At 29.6% G+C, this 21,089-nt stretch carries 21 protein-coding genes and 2 pseudogenes; 13 read left to right on the plus strand and 10 right to left on the minus strand.

Features of this window, described 5'->3' with window-relative positions; translation table 11 throughout:
* From KPL55_RS23215 to KPL55_RS23225, 3 genes are all read left to right on the plus strand, one after another.
* The coding region (locus tag KPL55_RS23215; RefSeq protein ID WP_281418904.1) for an MBL fold metallo-hydrolase RNA specificity domain-containing protein at nucleotides 1-561 on the plus strand (561 nt) is incomplete at its 5' end.
* Nucleotides 562-1,572: 1,011 nt separating this feature from the next.
* Entirely contained in the window at nucleotides 1,573-2,076 is a 504-nt protein-coding gene (locus KPL55_RS23220) for a hypothetical protein (RefSeq protein WP_216309143.1), read from the plus strand.
* Nucleotides 2,077-2,304: 228 nt separating this feature from the next.
* Entirely contained in the window at nucleotides 2,305-3,669 is a 1,365-nt protein-coding gene (locus KPL55_RS23225; RefSeq protein ID WP_216309144.1) for a YdbT family protein, read from the plus strand.
* Between the two features lie 344 nt (nucleotides 3,670-4,013).
* Here KPL55_RS23225 and KPL55_RS23230 read toward each other — a convergent pair whose 3' ends face one another.
* The 5 genes and pseudogenes from KPL55_RS23230 to KPL55_RS23250 form a co-directional block, all read right to left on the minus strand.
* The gene (locus KPL55_RS23230; protein ID WP_216309145.1) at nucleotides 4,014-4,799 is read right to left on the minus strand and encodes an aspartate dehydrogenase domain-containing protein; all 786 of its coding nucleotides are present in this window, start codon (nucleotides 4,797-4,799) and stop codon (nucleotides 4,014-4,016) included.
* A 159-nt stretch (nucleotides 4,800-4,958) separates the two neighbouring features.
* Nucleotides 4,959-5,225 carry a DUF4351 domain-containing protein gene (locus KPL55_RS23235; protein WP_216309146.1) on the minus strand — a complete coding sequence of 89 codons (267 nt, stop codon included), beginning with the start codon at nucleotides 5,223-5,225 and terminating at the stop codon, nucleotides 4,959-4,961.
* Nucleotides 5,189-5,686: an Rpn family recombination-promoting nuclease/putative transposase gene (locus KPL55_RS26855; protein ID WP_216309159.1), complete on the minus strand. Its 498-nt coding sequence runs from the start codon at nucleotides 5,684-5,686 to the stop codon at nucleotides 5,189-5,191. The genes KPL55_RS23235 and KPL55_RS26855 overlap by 37 nt, the downstream gene beginning before the upstream one ends.
* Nucleotides 5,683-6,084 (minus strand): annotated as a pseudogene (locus KPL55_RS23245) (NAD(P)H-dependent oxidoreductase). The gene KPL55_RS26855 and the pseudogene KPL55_RS23245 overlap by 4 nt, the downstream one beginning before the upstream one ends.
* A 32-nt stretch (nucleotides 6,085-6,116) precedes the next feature.
* Entirely contained in the window at nucleotides 6,117-6,440 is a 324-nt protein-coding gene (locus tag KPL55_RS23250; protein WP_216309147.1) for a DUF3784 domain-containing protein, read from the minus strand.
* A 167-nt stretch (nucleotides 6,441-6,607) separates the two neighbouring features.
* Between KPL55_RS23250 and KPL55_RS23255 the strand changes: the two genes are divergently transcribed.
* A complete protein-coding gene (locus KPL55_RS23255; RefSeq protein WP_216309148.1) occupies nucleotides 6,608-9,076 on the plus strand; it encodes a S24 family peptidase in 2,469 nt (822 codons plus the stop codon).
* An 82-nt stretch (nucleotides 9,077-9,158) separates the two neighbouring features.
* Here the strand turns inward: KPL55_RS23255 and KPL55_RS23260 are convergent, their stop codons facing one another.
* Complete coding sequence (locus KPL55_RS23260; RefSeq protein ID WP_216309149.1) at nucleotides 9,159-9,473, minus strand: hypothetical protein; 315 nt, start codon at nucleotides 9,471-9,473, stop codon at nucleotides 9,159-9,161.
* A gap of 335 nt (nucleotides 9,474-9,808) precedes the next feature.
* On the opposite strand from KPL55_RS23260, the gene KPL55_RS23265 reads away from it, so the two are divergent.
* The 5 genes from KPL55_RS23265 to KPL55_RS23295 all read left to right on the plus strand — a co-directional run bounded on the left by KPL55_RS23265 (nucleotide 9,809) and on the right by KPL55_RS23295 (nucleotide 15,619).
* Nucleotides 9,809-11,890 carry a hypothetical protein gene (locus tag KPL55_RS23265; protein WP_216309150.1) on the plus strand — a complete coding sequence of 694 codons (2,082 nt, stop codon included), beginning with the start codon at nucleotides 9,809-9,811 and terminating at the stop codon, nucleotides 11,888-11,890.
* Nucleotides 11,871-14,174 (plus strand): ATP-dependent helicase, encoded by a 2,304-nt coding sequence (locus tag KPL55_RS26155; protein WP_246599776.1) that lies wholly within the window; start codon nucleotides 11,871-11,873, stop codon nucleotides 14,172-14,174. Before KPL55_RS23265 ends, KPL55_RS26155 begins: the two co-directional genes overlap by 20 nt.
* On the plus strand, nucleotides 14,161-14,916 hold the full coding sequence (locus KPL55_RS23285) for a PD-(D/E)XK nuclease family protein (protein WP_246599777.1): 756 nt from the start codon (nucleotides 14,161-14,163) through the stop codon (nucleotides 14,914-14,916). The genes KPL55_RS26155 and KPL55_RS23285 overlap by 14 nt, the downstream gene beginning before the upstream one ends.
* A gap of 246 nt (nucleotides 14,917-15,162) precedes the next feature.
* Nucleotides 15,163-15,444 (plus strand): UPF0175 family protein, encoded by a 282-nt coding sequence (locus KPL55_RS23290; protein WP_216309151.1) that lies wholly within the window; start codon nucleotides 15,163-15,165, stop codon nucleotides 15,442-15,444.
* On the plus strand, nucleotides 15,437-15,619 hold the full coding sequence (locus tag KPL55_RS23295; RefSeq protein WP_216309152.1) for a PIN domain-containing protein: 183 nt from the start codon (nucleotides 15,437-15,439) through the stop codon (nucleotides 15,617-15,619). Before KPL55_RS23290 ends, KPL55_RS23295 begins: the two co-directional genes overlap by 8 nt.
* A 162-nt stretch (nucleotides 15,620-15,781) precedes the next feature.
* Here the strand turns inward: KPL55_RS23295 and KPL55_RS23300 are convergent.
* The 3 genes and pseudogenes from KPL55_RS23300 to KPL55_RS23310 all read right to left on the minus strand — a co-directional run.
* Nucleotides 15,782-16,246 (minus strand): annotated as a pseudogene (locus KPL55_RS23300) (LbetaH domain-containing protein); the annotation flags it as partial.
* Nucleotides 16,247-16,407: 161 nt separating this feature from the next.
* Nucleotides 16,408-16,713 (minus strand): hypothetical protein, encoded by a 306-nt coding sequence (locus tag KPL55_RS23305; RefSeq protein ID WP_216309153.1) that lies wholly within the window; start codon nucleotides 16,711-16,713, stop codon nucleotides 16,408-16,410.
* A 186-nt stretch (nucleotides 16,714-16,899) separates the two neighbouring features.
* On the minus strand, nucleotides 16,900-17,085 hold the full coding sequence (locus KPL55_RS23310; protein WP_216309154.1) for a recombinase family protein: 186 nt from the start codon (nucleotides 17,083-17,085) through the stop codon (nucleotides 16,900-16,902).
* A 301-nt stretch (nucleotides 17,086-17,386) separates the two neighbouring features.
* Here KPL55_RS23310 and KPL55_RS23315 point away from each other — a divergent pair, with 301 nt between their 5' ends.
* Nucleotides 17,387-18,124 carry a hypothetical protein gene (locus KPL55_RS23315; protein ID WP_216309155.1) on the plus strand — a complete coding sequence of 246 codons (738 nt, stop codon included), beginning with the start codon at nucleotides 17,387-17,389 and terminating at the stop codon, nucleotides 18,122-18,124.
* 164 nt (nucleotides 18,125-18,288) lie between these two features.
* Here the strand turns inward: KPL55_RS23315 and KPL55_RS23320 are convergent, their stop codons facing one another.
* Nucleotides 18,289-19,521 carry an RNA-guided endonuclease TnpB family protein gene (locus KPL55_RS23320; RefSeq protein ID WP_246599778.1) on the minus strand — a complete coding sequence of 411 codons (1,233 nt, stop codon included), beginning with the start codon at nucleotides 19,519-19,521 and terminating at the stop codon, nucleotides 18,289-18,291.
* 637 nt (nucleotides 19,522-20,158) lie between these two features.
* On the opposite strand from KPL55_RS23320, the gene KPL55_RS23325 reads away from it, so the two are divergent.
* From KPL55_RS23325 to KPL55_RS23335, 3 genes are all read left to right on the plus strand, one after another.
* Nucleotides 20,159-20,410 carry a hypothetical protein gene (locus KPL55_RS23325; protein ID WP_216309156.1) on the plus strand — a complete coding sequence of 84 codons (252 nt, stop codon included), beginning with the start codon at nucleotides 20,159-20,161 and terminating at the stop codon, nucleotides 20,408-20,410.
* Between the two features lie 51 nt (nucleotides 20,411-20,461).
* Nucleotides 20,462-20,668: a hypothetical protein gene (locus KPL55_RS23330; RefSeq protein WP_216309157.1), complete on the plus strand. Its 207-nt coding sequence runs from the start codon at nucleotides 20,462-20,464 to the stop codon at nucleotides 20,666-20,668.
* Nucleotides 20,669-20,804: 136 nt separating this feature from the next.
* On the plus strand, nucleotides 20,805-20,984 hold the full coding sequence (locus KPL55_RS23335; protein WP_216309158.1) for a hypothetical protein: 180 nt from the start codon (nucleotides 20,805-20,807) through the stop codon (nucleotides 20,982-20,984).
* Nucleotides 20,985-21,089: the final 105 nt, after the last annotated feature.

Genomic DNA, 21,089 nt, shown 5'->3' on the forward strand with positions numbered 1-21,089 from the left:
GGTAGAATAAAACATCATCTTAAGTACAATTTGTGGAGAGAAGAATCATCAATTGTTTTTGTAGGATATCAAGCAGAAGGAACCTTGGGAAAAAGCATAGTAGGGGGAGCAGAGATAGTTAAGATATTTGGTGAACCAATTGCTATTAAAGCTCATATTTATAACCTAGAGGGATTATCAGGACACGCAGATAGAAATGGGTTATTCAATTGGGTAGAAGGCCTTATGGAAAAACCAAAGGAAATTCTGCTTGTTCACGGAGATCAAGAAGCGCAGGAGAGTTTTCAACAGTTATTAAATTCTAAGGGCTACAACTCTAGAATAGTTGAAAGTGGAGAGGAATTCTATATAAACGAAAAACCTGATGAAGCTCATAAAAATTTCAAGAATTATAAAGCTGAAAAAACTTATAGACCTGATAAAGCCTATAAAGAATATAAGGCTGATGAAAATTTAAGAAGAAAATTAATAAAGGACATTAAGGCAATAAATAATATTGAAAGCCTAGATAAGGGAAAATTGCTGGATATTATAAAAGATTTTATTTACGATGAAAAGTAAAGGTTATATTGAATTGTAACATTACAAAATCCATACTTACTAGCCCTAGTCGATTAAGAATATATATTCTATCGATTAGGGCTTTTTATAATTGTGAACATCATAAAACATTTATGATGTGGGTAGCATTATTTTGATATAATTTTCCAGAAATTTGATGAAAATAAAAAGTAAAATGTTCATATTATCAATACCTTTCTTTGGCTTTCAACAAAAATGCTAAATCTCTTTTTTGTATGAATCTTCCGATGTAATTATTTGGTTTATCATTTTCAATAGTCGCTATGGCAGTCTCAAAATCTAACCACTTTAAATTAAAACCCGCAGATAACTCTTCTGAGGTATAGGATGGACCGCCAACTATTTCAGTAACTTTAGCTTGGTAGATTTCTTGATGTTTAAGAGAAATTCTTTTATACCGATTATCTTTGCAAAACTATTCCATAATTTCAAAGCTTTGCGGCTCAGTATCATAACATCTTAAATGGAGCATTTGACAACAGAGTCCCTCAGAGATTTCTACATACTCTAATTTATACTAAAATTAGTATAGCATTAATTTATCATGTAAGTGATGAATATATTATATAACATATATGGTATAATTGGTACAAAATAGTAGAGCTGGAAAGTAAGTGTGATATTTTAATAAAGGTGATGAATGAATTGTCAATGAGACCAATAGTATCAATATCGGAGGGAATAGCTCATTAGATATATTAACAAGTAAATTATAAAAATGATGTTAAAAATATCACTGTTTGTGTGGTAGGTGTGGTTGTGTTTGTAGCTACTATGGGTAGCATTATTTTCATTATAATTTTACAGAAGTATGATAAAAATAAAAAGTAAAAATGTTCATATCATCAATATCTTTCTTAAACATAGACATTATTTAAAATAATCAAGGAATAGAGGAAACTGAGAATAATAGGTATAAAATGAGTAAAATAGTATGGGAGATTTCGATTAAGAAACTAGAAATTGATGATGTAGAAAGGGAAATTTAGAATGAATTATAAGGATTACAAAACAATTAAAAAGGGTAATTATTGCACAGTGGGTATGTTTGGAACTAATATTTATGCATTTGAATGGTATACGGGATTTGCTAGTATACCTGAATATATTCAAATAACAAAAGTTGAATTCGATGATTTTATAGGGGAGTATGGTTATGGTGAACGAAGAATATTGTGTTCTGGATATGTAGGGAATACAGATATTGATATTTCTATGGTTCTCAGTGACCAACTAATTGAAAAGAAAAAGGAAGACAAGTCGTTATGGAAAGCTGGCGTATACTCAAAAGAATATTACAATGGTCAGGGAGTAGTTGTTATTGATTTTACTCCTTATAAATTAACAAAACGTGCCTATCAAGATGTCCCACTTGATATTGGACTTCTTAGTGGTTATAAAAATATCAAAATGGGTTATCTATGGCAACTTTCTTACGAAGAAATTAAGTGTGCTAAACATATACAAGGTACTTATTGCGAAACAATCAAGTGAAGTGTATGTGGAATTGAAGTTTATTACAATGACATAAACAGTCCAATATAGGAAACACTCGTAACATAGTTTCAAAGGAGTGAATAAATGGTTAAATTTAATATTATAGGGGTGTGATAATTGACGAGAAGAAAATTTTCACAGCAAGATCACGGTGAGGTTAAATTATTTGTAGGTGACATTATTCCAAACAGTAATATAAATTTATAAGAAGGTAGGGAGTTAACTATGGAAGATAATCAAAAAAAATCTGGGGAGTATGCATTACCCTTTACTGTACATTCAGGCTATAGTTTTGGAATGCACGTATTTTTAGTAATTATGATAATTTTGTTTGTAGGAGTAGCATTTATACCCATAAATAATTTTGGTTGGATAATTTTTAGACTAATATGTTTGGTATTGGGATTGTTTTTGGCATATGCTTGGATTTACTCGGGAGTTATGAAAAAAACTTGTTTAGAACTTACTAATCAAGAAATCTCATTTAAAACCAATTTCATTTCTAAAAAACTAAACTGGACTGATATAATCGATGTACAGACATTTTCCTTGAATAATGTTTTATATATTGGAATAATGTCAAAAGAAACTATAAAAAAAAGAAAGAATAATTTTATGACCTCATTATCAGAAAGCTTAGGAGGGGGGTACACTATGACCATCCCATTAAAATCTTTTCCTAAAGCAGAACCTGAAAAATTATTTGCTACGATAGTTCTTAAAGTACAAGAGCAAGTTCAGGAGCAGGGCATTGAAGAGGAAGTAATTAATGAAATGTATAGTGAAGTGAAGGATGAAAAGGTTATTGATAGAAATCCTGTAACCATTCTTTTAAAGGCACTAATAATATCATTAATCTCTGGAACTATATATGGGGTGCTTGTATATATATTTGAAGTTAATTTAATTATTATACCAATATTGGGTATGATGGGGATTGTATATTTATACTCAAAACACTATCAAGAGAAGGGTTTTAACATTATAATCAGGTTTTGTCTAGGACTTATTTGTGCATTACAATTTTTTATTGGCGCATTAGTTGTATCATTGATGTTAAATTTAACTTATATAGAATCTAATGGAATATGGAGCTCAATTTCTGAGTGTATAGTATATATGGTTGAATATCCAGAGGAGTATATGAATTATTATCTATATGCTATAGTTTGTTTCTTTATAGGCGCTTTTTACGGTTGCTCATTTAAAATAACCAGAAAAATCGGAAAGATTTTTATGCATAAACAAAATGGATTTTGTATTAAAAGAGAAAAAAGGTATGTTTCAATATATCTTATTGATTATGCTTTGTACATTGAGAATGAAGAAAAGATCGCTATAACAATCAATCCAAATGTATGTTTAATAGAAAAAGATAAAAGGAAAATTTTAGGATTTTATATTCCGAAGCAAGTACTTAATGATTATAATATTAATGTTAATGTTTTTGAAACGATATTTACTAATGAAGAAATGTATTATAAACTGAATTTAGGAGGTTCTGCCACGCAGCATCCTTATGGATATACAAGTACTTTAATTTTAAATAAAGATAACCAGGTTGAATTAATACAATTAGAAACTGATTAATCGAAGGGATGTCGTAAAAATTTCTAATGGGTTAGAAAATAAGAAAAAGGTAGTTAAGATATAATTCTCAACTACCTTCTTTTATTAGCTATTACCTTGGATGTGATAGTAATAATTGCTATTACTATAAGAGCTGCAAATAACATTCTCATCGGCATCGCTCTTTCACCACCTTTCAAACTAGACCTATATTTACAATATACTATTTATATCAAAATGTATATAGGTGTAGCAACAACATCATCGATGTCTATAAAGATCATCCTCATGATATTCGGTATAAGATAAGAAAGAATATCTATGATAATTTAATCCATCCAAAATAGTAAATAAACATAAACAACTTAAAAAACAATTGGTGATACAGCATTTTGAAGAACTGCTACCACGCTCCAAGCTGCAATGCTGCTTGTTTTCGAATAAATATTGAGGTCTGTTTGCACTTCTTCCCCTTGAATTTCAATGTTGTATTCATCACCTCTGAAATCGGGAACTGCATTGATATTAAAAGTTGTCTTCTCAGGGCCAGCACTGGCAAGTGCCGTAGCAACTGCCACATTAAATTGAAATGGTAACATTTCAATAGCCTCTTTGGTAGTTCCGGTAAACACTTGCTCAGGCTCTGTAATTTTCATTAGCTCTTCTTTATAGAGCGGAGTATGATACAACGAAAGCGGTGATTTTTTAGACGTCATCGTTGCCTTGATGGGACCCATTAGGGCTGTTGCGCGAAGAACGTCAAAGCCTCCAACTGCTCCACTGGCAATATATATCTTTTTATGGTTCTCTGCTGCAGTCTTTTTTACTCCTTCATATAAGGATGCATCTGCAAACGCTCCAATGGATAGTACCACCAAGTTGGATCCACTCTTTAGTATTGTTTCGGTATAATCGATCACCGCTTGGGGTGAGGCAGCCTCTGCTGTAAAATCTGGCTTTAGAGCCATCAACTCTTGGATATTGGCACAAGCCTCACAGTTATGACGCTTAGCAAAATCCTGTGTCCTCTCAGGATTTCTTCCCATCACGCCAACAAGCTCATATTCTGGAAGATAATTGTTTTCTAAAGCATTAGCAACAATCTCATTTAAATAGCCACTACCTATTAATGCTAATCTTATTTTTTTCATAATTTTAAATTCCCCTTTCAAGTTCTTTAAATTAACCGATTCAGACACTTAACATATTAAGTTCCATTATTAGATATGATTCCTTATCATAAAAAGAAAAATTTAACAATAAGAAATGAAACAGCTATAAATTTCCTCATAGCTATTTCATTTGCTTTTCTATAAGTATTTTTTTATATCATCAACCTCTTCTAAATCGAATATATCTGTTGCTAATTTATCAATAGCATACTCGGGTAAAGATCTAATCTTATCTGTATAATAATCAGAAAGTCCATTGAATCTTTTTTTTAGTTGCGTTATAAGGAGTTCGGTCTTACCTTCTTTCTTGCCCTCTTTCTTGCCCTCTTTCTTGCCTTCTTCCTTACCTTCTTTTATTCCATCACTTTTTAATTTTCCAAAGATGTTTGATGCGTTAGAAACCATAATTTCAACCTCCTCTTTTTTATCCTCATTAAAATATTATCTACTAACTCATTCATATTATATATTTCATTACTATTAGTTGTATTTTTAATCCATCCTTTTAATAATAATTTTTCCTCAGAAGTTAGTTTATTAAAATTAATTATTATATTCTTTAATCTCTCCAAAAATTCTATGGCGTTTATATCTTGGTCCAAAAGAAATACGGCCGCGGCAATGTTTTTAAACTCATATAAATATTCCTTAGAAAATCTGTTTATATCTACTAGTATATAGTTAAAGTCTAAAATATTATCCCCAAATAATTGACTTTCATTTATAATATCCTTGAAATTCCTAGCACAGGTCCATTTTTTTGTGCCATTATATAGTACTATAGGAACAATAGCAGGAAGCCTGTAGCCCTTTCTTTTAATTTCATTTTTCTCACTATTTCTTAATTTCTCCCATGTTTTATTTATTTGGAGATACTTTGTTTAACAAAATTTACTCCCATATCGAATGCGTTTTTACAGTCCGTTGGAAACTGATTGTCTCTAACTTGTGCTTTTTTATTTTCATCAAATGCAGTTACAACATATTTTGAATAATCATTAAACTGGTAGGTGTCGCCTACAATCAATGATTCAAAAGAACCAAAAAGGCTTGAGTAAGATTTATCATAAACCAAATATGGAAACATAAATCTTTCTATAAAAGATCTCATACCTCCAGTAACTGCTCCAAAATATATTGGAGACCCCAAAATAATGGCATCAGCATCGGCTCATTGTGAAGCGGCCCCTTCAAGTGATTTATTTAGAAGTGTAGCAGTATTTTTATCTTTCCTAGGACTACCATTAATTGCAATTAATTTCATTTATAATACCTCCGGTTTATACGTATTATTTACTACTGTCCACCATTATATTTTTTCTGTGCCATAAACATCATAACCAATCCCCATACAAAGAATATCCCAAAGCATATCACACCGTATGAAGTATTTGATGTGAATATAATAATACCCATCATCAGTATCATCCCTATTCCCATTATAATACATGCTTTACCCGTTTTTTCTGTATAAGATTTTTTATCTTTTTCAGCGACCCCTGTATAATGATAATCATGTATTAGCGTTATCTGTTCTTTTTTCCAAATGCGCCATCCTATAAAAATAAAATATAATCCTACGGGTAATAATATAAACATCATAACTATTAATGCAGACATATAATCATCTCCAAAGTTCTTAGTTTATTATAATTTTGAATAGTAATATATATAACTATAACATAATTACCATAAATGATAATATTTTTTGAGTTAAATTTTGATAAATAGACAAATATATACTATAATATATATAAATAGTAAATATACCTCTAGGGGGATGAAACATGCGATTAAATGTAGAACAACAAAAGTTAATACAGGGGAAACCAAATGGACATTTTTTAATTAAAGGTGTAGCAGGGTCTGGTAAAACTACAGTAGCAGTTAGTAGAATACCGTTTCTATTAAATCATTATTGTTTTGCAGAGGATGATGCAATATTAATGGTAACGTTTAATAAAACCTCAGTTAATTATATTCAATACATTTATAACAAAGTTGAGGAAGAAAATAAAATGGATTTTTCAAGTATATTTGTTGCAGATAAAAACAAGGTAAACATAGTAACTATAGATAGTATTATTTATAAATATTTCCTGAGTTATAAGAAGACACATAAGTTCTCTTTAAATTTAATTCTAGATAACAATGTTATGTATGATTTTATGGCTCAAAGCATTGCTGAAGTTAGAAAATTAAATCCTAATTTAAATGTTATAGACCCAGAAAATATGAAGTTTCTAATCGATGAAATACAATGGATAAAGGCATCGAAGTATACTGAAATTGAAGAATATCAAAATGTAGACAGGCTTGGCAGAATGGGAAATCAAATTGGAGATGGACCACAAAAATTAATGAAAAATTCTCCAGTTAGAAAAGGTATCTTTGATTTAATGTGTATCTATAATAAGAGATTGAATGATGCGGGATTTATTGATTTCAAAGATGTCAGCTTATTGGCTTTAAAACAGGTAAAAGAGAAAGGTACAAAGAAATATACTCATATTATTGTAGATGAGAGTCAAGATTTGACTAGAGTTCAATTAGAATTTTTAAAAGCACTTCATAATGAAAAAGAATATTCTAGTTTTATGTTCGTAGCTGATATGGCTCAGAGTATTTATCCATATTCATGGTTAGTTAAGGGAAGAAGTTTTACTAGTATAGGATTTGATATGAAGGGTAAAAGTAATGTTTTATCTAAAAATTATAGAACAACAACCCAAATTGCTCAAGCGGCATATAGTCTCTTAGAAAAGGACCAAAATATAATTAATGATGATAATTTCGTTAAACCATCATTAATCGATAGACAGGGGTATTACCCTACATGTACTGAGTTGAAAAATCCAAAGAATGAAGCGGAGTATATTATTTCAGAAGTGAAAAATATTCTAATAGAGAAGTATACATATAAGGACATTGTAATCGTTAGCAAAAATAAAAACCAACTAAAAGTGTTAAAGGAATACTTTGATAAAGCTAAAGTTGCATCTATGTTACTAGAAAAGACTGATGAAGATTTTGAGGAAGAAAAAATCAAATTATTAACAATACACTCAATAAAAGGATTAGAGTTTAAGGTTGTATTTATCATAGGAATAAATGAAGGTATAATACCTTATTTATCATACCCAGACGCGGAAGATCAGAGCATGCAGGAAACTATGGAGAGAAAATTACTATACGTAGGGATGACTAGGGCAAACGAGCTATTATATTTAACAAGTAGTGGTAAGCCTTCTAGATTTTTAGAAGATATAGATTCAAAATATTTAAAATTAAAGTTTAAATGTAAATTAAGTAAATTCTATGACGTGTCTTTAAAAAATTATAATTTTAAGAAAAATATTATAGATATAAATTCTCATGAAGAAAAAGTAAGACAGTGGATTATTAAAGAATTGAACATTACATATAAGTACCCCTTAGATTTAGTCAATGTTGAATATAAAGTTAATAATTTTTCAAAGCTTGGACCTGTGGATGTTGCTATTAAAATTTATAGCAATAATGATCCTATACCATATGTATTAATAGTGGTTAAAGCACCCCATATGAATTTAGAAAATGGGTTAAATCAATTAAAATCTTTTATGTCTAACAGTAATACTTGCCAATATGGAATTGTAACTAATGGAAATGAAGTTATTATTATTAATAAGGATTTTGAGGTTATTAACGATATACCTGAGTTTAACACGGCAATGTTACCATCTTCTTTAGAAAATTATAAGTATAATGATCTAAAACATAAGCGTCAGTATAAGTTTACTAGGGATGTGAATGAAATCAAGCAGATTTCTATACCTGAAGCTGGTGGTGAAGGTAACTATGAACAATTGAATTTATTACCACTTAAAATTTACTGTGAAATTGCAGCAGGGATGCCTTTGCATATGAATACACAACCCCAAGGAGAGTTTTATGTACCTAATGATTGGGTAGGTAGTGGGAAAGACCACTTTATTTTAAAGGTTAAGGGAGACAGCATGATTGGTGCAGATATTGATAATGGAGATTTAGTAGTACTAGAAGTTAGACAAACTGCTAAAAATAGAGAAATTGTTGCTGTAGTCACTGATTCAGAATCGGCAACTTTGAAAAGGTACATGAAAATGGGAGATACAATATTACTTATACCAGAAAATGAAAACTATGAACCAATACAAATTAAAAGTGAAGAGGCTAAGATTTTAGGTGTAGTTATTGGGGTGATAAAGAAGGAGAGTTGTGGACAGATTTTATAAATTGCAATATAAAATGTCCTAAAATTCAAGAAGAAGAAATGAAAAAGCTATAAATATCTTCATAGCTTTTTCGTTTTTTAAATTAATTTGCAATATTCTTTATAACCCGAATCTCGATATCTTGTTTTTCTACCTTTAATGAAATATTCTCTAATTGTTTCTCGAGATCAGATAATTTTTCATAAGTTAACGTATTAATATCAGATAACGCTTTAGACATATTATCCAATTTTGCCTTAATTCGAGCAATATCACTTTTCTCAGCTTTTTTATCAAGCTTTTTATCTATTCCATCAAGTTTTTTATCTATTACGTTAAATCTTGAATCTATTCCATCAAATCTTGAATTCATTTCTGCATACAGTTTGCTCATTAGCTCAAATGTTTTATCTTCCATTTACTTCACCACCTTAAGAGATCATATAACTTATATATATAGATTAATTTCCCAACAATATTTAGTTTATCAAAATTAATTTTTATTCCTTAATCTTTATTAAATCCCATAGTATTAGTATTTCACTCTCCTAAGTATAACAAATTTTGCACTGAAATAATATATGTTATAATAATATTATTACCATTATAAGAACGTATATTCGCACTGCGAAAATATTTGTTACTCTTGAATATTTATCTGAATTGCGGTAGCCATGTATGTGATGCATTTATGGAAATGTTATAATAGTAGAAGTAGTGGAATAAAATAATGCATCACATGGAGTTGAGATTATGAACTATACCCAGGCCCACAATAAGTTGGAAGAAAATAAATTCAGTGAGAAATGTATCTTAGTTAAAGGAAATTCAGCAAGTGGCAAGACAACTCTTGCAATCTCTAAATACATGGATCTGATAGAAAATAAAAACATTAAAAGCTCAAATATATTATGCTTATTTATGAATAGATTTCAAAATATAACATGGACAAAAGATATGATTTTTAATACTACTTCTGAGATTAGAAAAAGTTCTTATTATGGATTTATTAGGAGAGAACTATCACTCTATTGGCCATATGTAACTCAGAATTGCAAGGAAATAAAAATTAATATATTAAAGCCAGAGTTCGCATCTTTTGATGCTACAAATTATGCTATGAAAGCACTAGTTACGCATTTTAGAAAATCTAAAGGATTTTTTCAAGATATAACGTCAACGTCTTCAAAAATAGCATCAGATTTAATTTCTAATATTAATAATGCTGCATTATCATTAGTGCCTTTTGATGAAATAGGAACTAGGCTTTATAATTCATTAGAGATAAATGATTTTTTAGTTAAGGAAACATATAACCAATTAGACGAAGTAACTATGTATTATATCTCAAAATTATTGAGTAATGGTGCTTGCGATTATGGACTATCTTTTTATTTATATAATAATTATTTGCTTCATGATTCAAGATATACTAGTATAAATAATATAAAATATCTTATAGTAGATGATATAGATGAGGCTTCACCTGCAGAACAAGAATTAGTATTTAAGATTATTAATAAAGTGGACAATGCATATTTGTTTTATAATCCGAGTGGTGGGATGTGTAGCTATTATGGAGCTAATACTGATTACTTTAAGAGTAAATTAAATATTGAATATCACGAGATTACTTTAGATGATCATTTTTGCTGCAATGATGATTTTATTAAACTTGCCAGTGTTATAGATAACAGAGCGCACAATTCTTATATGCATGAAAGAATAAGTGAAGATGTCCCAGCATTTATAGATATGTCATCACAGCTAAGAGCGGAAATGGTTCAGAAAATAATGCTAAAAATTGAAGAGTTATTAAATCAGGGACTTAAACCAAAGGACATAGCAATAATATGTCCATTTAATGATTTCATTATTTTATATGAACTTCACAAAAAAGCAAAGGAATTAAATATATCAGTTATGGAGACTTCAAAAAAAGACAGATTCATAGATAATGAATATTTACACCCTTTAATAGTACTATCAGTATTGTGTAATGATTATAAAAGTATAAGGTTAACAAATGAAGATTATAAAAACTTTTTTTCCTTTATGCTAAGGTTAGATCCCATTAGGAGTTCTCTGCTTTATCCTTTTGCAAAGGAAGGTGGATTACAGGATCTTAGCGCAGATATTGAAGATAGAGTAGGCAGTGAGGCAGTAAGTAAATATAATGAGTTAAAACAGTGGATACAAAGTTATAAAGTTAAGTTAATAGATCGCACGGAGTCCCTTGGCGAATTTTTTAGAAATGCATTCTCTCAAGTGCTTGCACGCCTTCCAAAAGTTAAAGAACATATAGAGGACTATATAGGTTTATATGAAAGCTGCGAAGGGTTCATAAATACTTTAGATAAATTAGAATTTAAAGGGAAATCCTGCGAGGAGAGGTTTATAGAATTTATTCGAGGTGAAGGAAGTGGATTTTATTCCATGAATGAGATTCAGGAAATGTTATTAGATAATAATAGTATTGTGTTAACATCTCCTTACACCTATTTGACCTCTAATTTATCGAGTAAGGTTCAGATTTGGACAGATATTAATAGCAATGTGTGGACTCCAAGAAATGCAGGGGAATTATCAAATTCTTATGTATTAAAGTCGAATTGGAATAGTGATGATATGTATACCGAAAAGATAGAAAATAAAAATGGGTATGGAATTCTAATGTCTGTGGTTAACTGCCTATTAAGAAAATGCAAGCGTGAATTATACATATATGGTAGTGAATATTCATTAAGTGGATTTCAGCAAGAAAGTAAATTTGCAGATATACTTATAGAAATATTAAGTGAAAGAGGTGAAACTATTGACAGAGGCGATGAGTGATGAAGATATTAGTATAGCGACGAAGTCGATGAGTACAGCGACGAAGTCGATGAGTATAGCGACGAAGTCGATGAGTAATGAAGTTAAAGAAATAATCTATCGAGATGACCAATTGCCTATAATGAAATACCGCGGAGGAACTATGGCAGTCCCAGCAGTTCCAGGAGCGGGAAAGACCTTTATAATATGTAATCTAGTATGCGAAATTATAAAGGATAAGGTTCATAAACCTGGTAAGATACTTATAGTAACTTTCATGAATAGTGCCGTTAACAACTTTAAACATAGAATCTCCAAGGTGTTAGAAAATAAGGGGATAAATGCATCAAATGATTATGAAGTTATGACTATCCATAGTTTAGCGCTGAAAATCTTAAAAGATAGACCAGACGTAATGGGGGTTAATGAGGAATTTAAAATATTGGATGATGTTAATAAAAGTTTATATTTAAATAATTGTATATCAATGTGGCGAAGAAAGGGAGGAGAGGCTGCATTTAAGAGCATGATATCGGATAAAGCCTTAAACAAATACTCGGGGAAACAAGATAAGTGGTGGATTGATTTTTTTATAACAGCGGATACGATTATCGGTGAATTAAAGATAAATGACATTTCTCCTGAAAAATTAAAAGAAGATATAAAATCATTAGATCAAAATAGTATTTTAGTACATATATCTGAAATTTATGATACTTACACTAAAATCTTAAAAAGTGAGGGGTATATAGATTACAATGATTTGCTAATTCTTGCGTATAAACTTTTAAAAACTGATGACACAGTTAGAGCGGAGTTACAAAAGAAATATACCTTTGTTTTTGAAGATGAATGTCAAGACTCTAACTTAATTCAAGGAAAGATACTTAGCTTAATTTCAAAGAAAAGTGGCAATTTAGTAAGAGTTGGGGATGTTAATCAAAGTATAACAGGAACATTTACAGCATCTGATCCTAAGTTTTTTAGGGAGTTTTGTAGTAATGCAAATAATGCGTTTAAAATGTTCAGCGCGGGGCGTAGTACAAATAATATTATCGATTTAGCTAATGAACTAGTTAGGTATACAAACAATCAACATGGAGAAGAGAAGTGTAGAAGTGCATTAGTAGATCAAAACATTAAAAGCTTGAATGATAAAGCAAAAGCGATCCAAGATAACTATGGCATAAGCACTATGGTTTGTAATTCAAGGGAAGAAGAAACTAAAAGAGCAGTTCAAGTGGCTATGAAATTCAAAGAAAAATTCCCTAATAAAACCTGCGCAATATTAGTTCCTTATAATAATCAAGTTAGAGAAATAGCAGATAAGCTTAGATCTTATAATATTGAGTGTGATGAATTATCGAATAAATCAGATAAAAAAGTTAAAGTTGTGAGTATACTAGGATATATACTTCGATTTATTTCAAGTCCACAAGACAGTATTGTATTTAAAGATTTAATTAAGAATGTGTTTTGCGAGGAACATAATGAAGAAAGTGAGAAGTTGCTTGATTTTATTTGTCGTTATGAGGTTGAAAAGCTTATATATCCAAGTGGTGGTAACATAAATGAACTGGATATTCCAGGGGAAATATTAAACTCCAAGGTGTATAAACAATTCCTAAACTCATTGGATTTAATTATAACAATATTTGAATATCCTCAGACTCATTTTGATAGTCTAATTTTATATATTAGTGATGTTCTAAATTTTAGCCTTGAAGATAGAGCAATGGCAGAGGCCGTTTCATCATATGTTAGATTTGGATCTATTGATAATAGTGAATTTTCATTAGATTATGTGGCGGAGCAATTATTAGATGGAAAGAACAGTGTACTAGATCACATTTCAGGTATAATATACGACCTAGAAGGATATGAACCATCTCCTGATAGAATAACAGTATCTACTTGCCATAAAGCTAAGGGGCTCGAATGGGATTGTGTATTGATATTAAATGTTACATCGTATCAATACCCTTATATGGCAACGGATAAATTTAAAGACTATTATTATTTAAAAGATGAATTTAAAAACCCAACAGTTCTTTGTAAATCTGAAATTGCTAAAATTCTAGGCAACAATATTTGTGAAGATCCATTAAAAGAAGCTAAAATACAAATAATAAATGAAAAAATAAGGCTTTTATATGTTGGTATAACCAGGGCAAAAGAATATTTGATTTTAATGGCATCACGATCTAATGAAGGTAAATGGAATGAAGATAAACCATCAAAGTACTTTTATGTTCTTCAAGATTATATAAATTCTCAAAGGGGTGCTTTAAATGATAGACATTAGAAAATTAAATCACGTCTACTATAGTCAAAATCTTTTAAATACTTTTGATAAATGTCCTTATAAATTTAAAATAAAATATTTGGATAATATCAGATGGAAAAAAGATTCAATAAGTGATGAGGATTATTATGAGAATATGAACATGGGACTGGATTTTCATCTTATAGCTCAAAGATATTTCTCAAATATTCCTGTGGTTATAAATGATAGTGATGCTAAATTGATGGAATTTACAAATTCACTTCGAGAAAAATTTCCTATTTTTGATGAAAATATATATTTGCCGGAATATGAAATTAAAATGAGAAAAGATAATATTAGGATGGAGGCAAAGTACGATTTAATAATTATTAAGCCAAATAACAAAATAGAAATATGGGACTGGAAAACGGAGAATAGGAAATTAGATTATAAGGAAGTAATTAAGAGAATGCAAGCTATTGTTTACATGTATATACTAGGTGAAAGGTCTTTAGAAATATTTGATAAAGAGATACCATTTGAAAATATAACTATGAATTTTTGGCAACCACAGTATAGAGAGGATATTATCTCTATTAATTATTCAGAGGGTATTCATAGAACTCATGAGAAGCAAATCAAGGAGTTAATATTTAGACTTAATAATTATGATTTTAGTTTATATTTTAATATTGAACTATATAGGAAGCAGTGCAAGTATTGTGATTTTGCTGGAGAGAGCCATGTATGTGATGAATTTGTGTTAGCAAACATAAATTGACCACAACGTTACCAATTTATGTAACGGCATCCGATCCCATAGAAAAAACTGGAAATAGCTGTTTCTTCTATACAGAGCATAATGAAATTAAAAATAGAAAATAAATTACTAATAATATTATATAGATTAACAAATATCTTACGTTATATTTAAAAACATAAAAACATGTTATAATATCAGTATGTTACTTAAATTAAAACACCTGGTAATGGTTAGTTTTATAATAAAGAAGTAGGAGGCAACTGTATGCCAAATGTATCTATAAAGCCTGAGTTCTATCCATATTTAGTCCAATCTGAAGTAGGTAATACAATAAATGAAAAAGTTAATTTATCTATAGCTATATTTTTATTTACAGATAAAAAAGTTACTTTAGCAAGGGCAGCTGAACTTGCCGATAAAAGTATTAGAGAATTTATTGATATACTTGTAAGTCACAATGTTCCCTGGGGAGAATATACCGAGGAACATAAAGAAGATGATGATAAGACAATAGCATATATAATGGGAGAAAAAGATAATGGTTAAAGTGGTATGTAATACAAGTCCTATAATTGCTCTTTCATCTATAGACAAATTGAATTTATTATGGGAGATGTTTGAAACAATTATCCCTGAAGAGGTTTATAGAGAAGTCCTTAGTGGAAATGATACAAAAACAAGAGGAAAAGATGAACTTACTATAAGAATTAAGCACATGTAAATCAAATACTTAATCCATGATTTCACTTTCATAATAATACATTCCTCCTACTTTTAGATAGTTACATAATAAATTACAGTTACGTCACTAAATTAGAAAAATACGAATTAAAACACAGTAAAATTCATTTCTGAAATAATACGATATTCTTGTTCCTTGACTTTATTTTCTCTCTACAATTTCACCATTATTTTTCAAAATACTCTTCCCTGGAATATAACCTCTTACAGAACTTAATGGATAAACAATACTATCTTTTCCTATTACTGTCCCTGGGTTTAAAACCGAATTACATCCTACTTCCGATAAATCGCCTACAATAGCACCAAATTTCCTTAAACCAGTTTCAATAATATCTGTACCATATTTTAATTTTACTAATGTTCCATCGGATTTTAAATTGGAGGTTATTGCACCTGCCCCCAAATGGGCTTTATACCCTAATATTGAATCACCAACATAATTGTAATGGGGAACCTGCACTTTATTAAAGAGGATTGAATTTTTAATTTCAGTGGAGTTTCCAACTACAACATCATTACCAATGATAACATTGTCTCTAATATAAGCGGAATGCCTGATTTCGCAATTATAACCGATAATCGCTGGACCGTTTATAAGAACACTTTTTTCCTATATTATAAATCTACAATCCTTTAAAAATATACTTCAAAGATACAATGCCTTGAAATCAGACTTCCATGACATCATTGTTATTCTTATGTATCCAATTAGCTGCTTTAATATTGACATAATTTAAGACAACGTATAGTAATAAAATGAACTACTTACCAATCATACCTGCAATTAAATAAACTCCCAAAGTTCATACAATCATTTGCCTTTGCAAGTTCCTCCATCTTTTTAAATGTTACACCAACTCTTATCCCAAGATTAACTTTTTCAATAAAAATTACTTGATAAATTGTACCAACTACACGTTGCAAAACAAGTTGAGGAACTTGACCTTTGCTCAATTCATTTTGTCCCTTTAATAGAATCCCATCAATAATTCTATTTTTAGGCTCATACATTGCTTTAAACTCAACTAATATAAGTTCTACCTCTTGTTTATCTATCTTTTCCTTTTTCATTAAAAAATTCCTCCGTAATATATTTTTTTTAATTCTTATATTATAGTTACTTTAGTTTAATTCATTCTAATCTTCGAATAGTAGTTAATCTTATCTGGGGTCAAAGAGAAAAAGGCGCAGAAGAAATGATTATGGGTCAAGCGGATGAACGTGATTTGTACAATGCAATTCAAGATACTTAACAGGTTATTTAAGCCCAATCTGTCTGTACTCGTACCAACTTACATCCTCATCACTAAATATCTTCACTAACTCTAAGCTATTATCTTTACAATACTTTTCTATTTCCTGCTGTTGTTGTGTCTTTAGTCCGATTCCATTTTCTACTTGGGTAGAAGTTGAAACTCTTATGTATCCAAATACCTTCTCCATGTTCAACACCCCTTCAATACATTTCCATATTCTTATACATATTATTGTTATAAGTGTCAGGTATGATTCATTATATCATATAGGGGGTTCCTTTATTAAGCGCGTATTATTGTTATTCTGAAAGTAACACAATACCAATTGAGTTACTTAGATTGAGTCTATTAGACATTTTTTAATAATTATAAATATGTTTAATTATGGTAATCATGGTATAGTTAAATATGTATGGGTATATAGATTAAGTGTATTTAGTTTAATTCCGATCTTAAAATAACACCGAAATCAGAAAGGGGGAATTATAGTGAAAATAAGAATTTTACAATTATTATTAATTGGTAGCATGTTGTTAACGGCATGTGGAAAAACAACACCAGTACCTGAACAAAAATCAATTACTAAAAACGAGGTGGGTATCCCCGAGCAAAAACCAATTACTGAAAATAAAGTAGATACCACTGAAAAAAAGAATAAGCAGGATGTAAAAACACCAATAGATAAGAAGACTGGAATAAAGTTAAATGAAGTATCTGCAGTCGATTTGAGTAAATATACAAAAAATGAGGAGTTATCATTGTTTAAATCTCCTACAGCAACATTTATTTTGACAACAGACAGTGTTCTAACAGATTTTAAAATTCAAAATATTGCATATGATGGAATCAAGTGTGAAGTGATTAAGGATTTATATAGTAAAAAAACTTTTGATATTAATATGTCACTTAAGGTAAAGGCATATATACCAGAAACATTTTCAAACTTACTAATTAGTTATAATAAAGATGGTAATTTATATAGGTACTATGTTAACTCAAACATGACTGGAGAAGGAGCTGACGCATTTTTGCAACCGGTGAAAACGGCCTTAGAAGCAAAATCCACAGATAAAATAGAAAGTAATATTGATAAACCAGATAAAACTGAGAGAATATTTAAGATAGTAACTAAAAATGTTGATTATAAAGTTATAAGTGAAAAAGAGATTAAGACAGTAGGTTTGGGGGTTTCTGATAATATAAAGAAAATACTTAGCACTATTTGAACTACCCATGACTAAAAGTCACAGGATTCCTGTTTCATTAAACACAGCCTTAACTCTTGCGAGATAATGGTCTAACATGTTCTCCTACAAAAGAAGTACTTTTGCTCTTCTATAACTAGAAGACAGGCTCTTACCACTGTCCCAAGCGGTGACTTACGTATATATTACACTAAACCTAATATTCTCATTCCTTCACTACGTATATTTAGTGAGGCGTTTATATCCCTATCATGTTTTTGGTTACATTTGCTGCAGGTCCATTCCCTATCACTTAACGTCAATATAATATTTTTAGTACCGCAATGGTTACACAATTTTGAAGAAGCAAAGAACCTATCTATTTTCACTAAATGTTTCCCTTGCCACTCTAATTTGTACTTTAAAAATGTTACAAATTTATACCAACCTGCATCACTAATTGATTTCGCTAATTTATGATTTTTTATCATACCTTTAATATTTAAGTCTTCAACTACTATAACTTGATTTTCATTAACGAGTTTGCGACTTAGTTTATGCATGAAATCCTTTCTTTGATTAGCGACTTGTGCATGAATTAAATTTAATCTTTCTTTAGCTTTTAAGTAGTTTTTTGAACCCTCTATCTTTTTAGGTAGTCGCTTTTGTAGTTTAATTAACTTCTTTTCAGAGTTCCTTAAAAATTTAGGATTTGAAGTTTTAAAATTATCCCTTCCATTTGAGGCAATAAGAAAATCCTTTAAGCCCATATCCAATCCTATAATCTTAGAATTATCTATCTTATGTAGTTCCAACTTTTTAATAAGTGGAATAACCTCTTCAATAGTTAATGAAACATAATACCGAGTTCCTTTTTGAGAAATTATAGCCTTGGTTATCTTAGTAGTTGCTTTCCCAATATTTAAAATTTTATTATTAGTTTTATTTTGTTTAGGTAAGGCAAACAAGACTTCTTTTAACTTTGGAAGTCTAATAACTACTTTATCTAAATCTACCCTAATATTATCATTAGTGAATTTAGTAGTATAAGATTTTTTAGCGTATTTCTTAGATTTAAACCTTGGAAAATTGGTTTGATGTTTAAAAAATCTAGAGTAGGCATCCTCTACATTTTCAAGGGAAGATTCTAGCGCAAACTTATCTACTTCTTTAAGAAATTCAAAGTCTTTCTCCTGCTTAAGGGGATTCATAACCTCCGCCTTGTAATTATTCATCCTTAGTGTTGTTTTTGTATTTGAGAAACAATCTTTTCTATCAGATAAATATTTGTTATATATAAACCGTGAACACCCAAATGTCTTATTTATAAGAGTTTCCTGTTCCTCACTGGGATAAATTCTGAGTACTAAACCATAGTTTACGAGTTGTTTACCTTCTTCTGCTAATAACTTATTCTTATCCTTTACAGTTAATCTCATTGACAAGATAAACGCCTCCTTTTTAATACTATTATTATGTCCTACATACGCAGCTATTATAACAAAAATGCGAACAAATATTCTATTTTTAAATTATAAACATGTTTTTACTCCCGTATAAGAACCACTAACTCACCACTGAAGTAACGAGTGTGCGTGGTTCAGTTATCAAAGAATGCAAGGTTCAGTAGGTGGGGAAATTACTGAGTATAACCTTATAGAAAATATACTTCAAAGAGAATACAAAGGTTACTGGATTGATGGAGTTAAATTTACTTAAGATGGAAAGCATTTTGAAGCTACACAGCATTCTTCAGATTTAGGTAAAACAATATATAAATAAGAATATATATATAAAACAGTATTAACGACTTCAGAAGGAGATTTAGAATCCCTCTGAAGTTTTAAATAGATTAGCAATTGCAATACTAGATCATTTCCCAGTAAATAATGTAAAATGTTTAATTATCCTCAAAATGCATTTTGCCAACGGGATATAATAAAAAGCAAATAATGCTTATTATCGATGCAACCTTAGGGAGTTTAATGATATATACAAGGCAAAGACCATTTGATAATTAGACAAATTTATACTATAATACATATATTAGTAAAAGTATTATAGGGAGGAACTAAGTTGAAAAAATTAAAAGGTTGTAAGACATTTATTGCAGTAATTGCTCTTATATTGATGGTTTTAGGCTTATTTAATATCATTAATAGTGGAATTGCAATGTCAATTGCATTTATATTGTTAGGCAGCATAAGTATATTAGATGCGTATTCCTCATATACCAGGAATAAAAAAGGACAAGCAACTTTTTTATTATTATGTGGACTAATTATAATATTTATTTCTGTATTTACAAAATTTTTTAGGACTGTATAAGTATAATTTTATGCAGGATTATTTATAATTTGTGTATAAGGGGGGATTAATATGAAAGATAATAAGAAAAGTTCAAAAGTAGGAGTAATTATTTCTGTATTTGCAATTATTATTGCTTCAATAACCTTTGTATATGCAATAATTAAAGGAAAGCCAAATTGGACTAACGGTATTATATTATTTTGTGCTATTGGGATTTTTTGTAGTAATATTTCAATCTATAAATCACAAAAAAATAAAGACAATAATTCTAAATAGAATATTTAACTGACACAAAATATACTTATATACTTTATCATCAATATTGCCTAACATAGCTTTAATTTAAAGACCTAGTCGCTTAAGAATATAACTTCTATCGATTAGGGCGTTTTATTATTTTGTTGGAGGCATTATGAAAGATTCTAGTATTAATAGAGAGATGGAAAGTGCTATATATCAAGTTATTGTTTTAAATGTTTTTGAGAATAACATTCCCATTTTACGTTCCAATTTGTCTAATTCTTTTACGACAGCGACCTGTGATTTAGATGGTATTTTGAAGACCAACTCTTTACGTGTTACTCTTTTGTAGTGCGTCAAAATATAGCTTTATGAAACTGCATTCCTAAGTCAAATTATAACTATAATACTAATTATTATCTAGTGGTTATTTGCTTTTTTACTAAGCAGATTATTA

This window comes from Clostridium lacusfryxellense (assembly GCF_018861735.1).
Classification (GTDB): Bacteria; Bacillota; Clostridia; order Clostridiales; family Clostridiaceae; genus Clostridium_AD; species Clostridium_AD lacusfryxellense.

What these genes read in the sequence shown, in the direction of transcription:
- KPL55_RS23285 (WP_246599777.1), top strand. Translation starts at nt 14,161, where the DNA reads ATGATAGACATTAGAAAATTAAATCACGTCTACTATAGTCAAAATCTT.
- KPL55_RS23290 (WP_216309151.1), top strand. Translation starts at nt 15,163, where the DNA reads ATGCCAAATGTATCTATAAAGCCTGAGTTCTATCCATATTTAGTCCAA.
- KPL55_RS23295 (WP_216309152.1), top strand. Translation starts at nt 15,437, where the DNA reads ATGGTTAAAGTGGTATGTAATACAAGTCCTATAATTGCTCTTTCATCT.
- KPL55_RS23230 (WP_216309145.1), bottom strand. Translation starts at nt 4,799, where the DNA reads ATGAAAAAAATAAGATTAGCATTAATAGGTAGTGGCTATTTAAATGAG.
- KPL55_RS23260 (WP_216309149.1), bottom strand. Translation starts at nt 9,473, where the DNA reads ATGGAAGATAAAACATTTGAGCTAATGAGCAAACTGTATGCAGAAATG.
- KPL55_RS23220 (WP_216309143.1), top strand. Translation starts at nt 1,573, where the DNA reads ATGAATTATAAGGATTACAAAACAATTAAAAAGGGTAATTATTGCACA.
- KPL55_RS23335 (WP_216309158.1), top strand. Translation starts at nt 20,805, where the DNA reads ATGAAAGATTCTAGTATTAATAGAGAGATGGAAAGTGCTATATATCAA.
- KPL55_RS23250 (WP_216309147.1), bottom strand. Translation starts at nt 6,440, where the DNA reads ATGTCTGCATTAATAGTTATGATGTTTATATTATTACCCGTAGGATTA.
- KPL55_RS23305 (WP_216309153.1), bottom strand. Translation starts at nt 16,713, where the DNA reads ATGAAAAAGGAAAAGATAGATAAACAAGAGGTAGAACTTATATTAGTT.
- KPL55_RS23330 (WP_216309157.1), top strand. Translation starts at nt 20,462, where the DNA reads ATGAAAGATAATAAGAAAAGTTCAAAAGTAGGAGTAATTATTTCTGTA.
- KPL55_RS23265 (WP_216309150.1), top strand. Translation starts at nt 9,809, where the DNA reads ATGAACTATACCCAGGCCCACAATAAGTTGGAAGAAAATAAATTCAGT.
- KPL55_RS23225 (WP_216309144.1), top strand. Translation starts at nt 2,305, where the DNA reads ATGGAAGATAATCAAAAAAAATCTGGGGAGTATGCATTACCCTTTACT.
- KPL55_RS23255 (WP_216309148.1), top strand. Translation starts at nt 6,608, where the DNA reads ATGCGATTAAATGTAGAACAACAAAAGTTAATACAGGGGAAACCAAAT.
- KPL55_RS23320 (WP_246599778.1), bottom strand. Translation starts at nt 19,521, where the DNA reads ATGAGATTAACTGTAAAGGATAAGAATAAGTTATTAGCAGAAGAAGGT.
- KPL55_RS23235 (WP_216309146.1), bottom strand. Translation starts at nt 5,225, where the DNA reads ATGGTTTCTAACGCATCAAACATCTTTGGAAAATTAAAAAGTGATGGA.
- KPL55_RS23310 (WP_216309154.1), bottom strand. Translation starts at nt 17,085, where the DNA reads ATGGAGAAGGTATTTGGATACATAAGAGTTTCAACTTCTACCCAAGTA.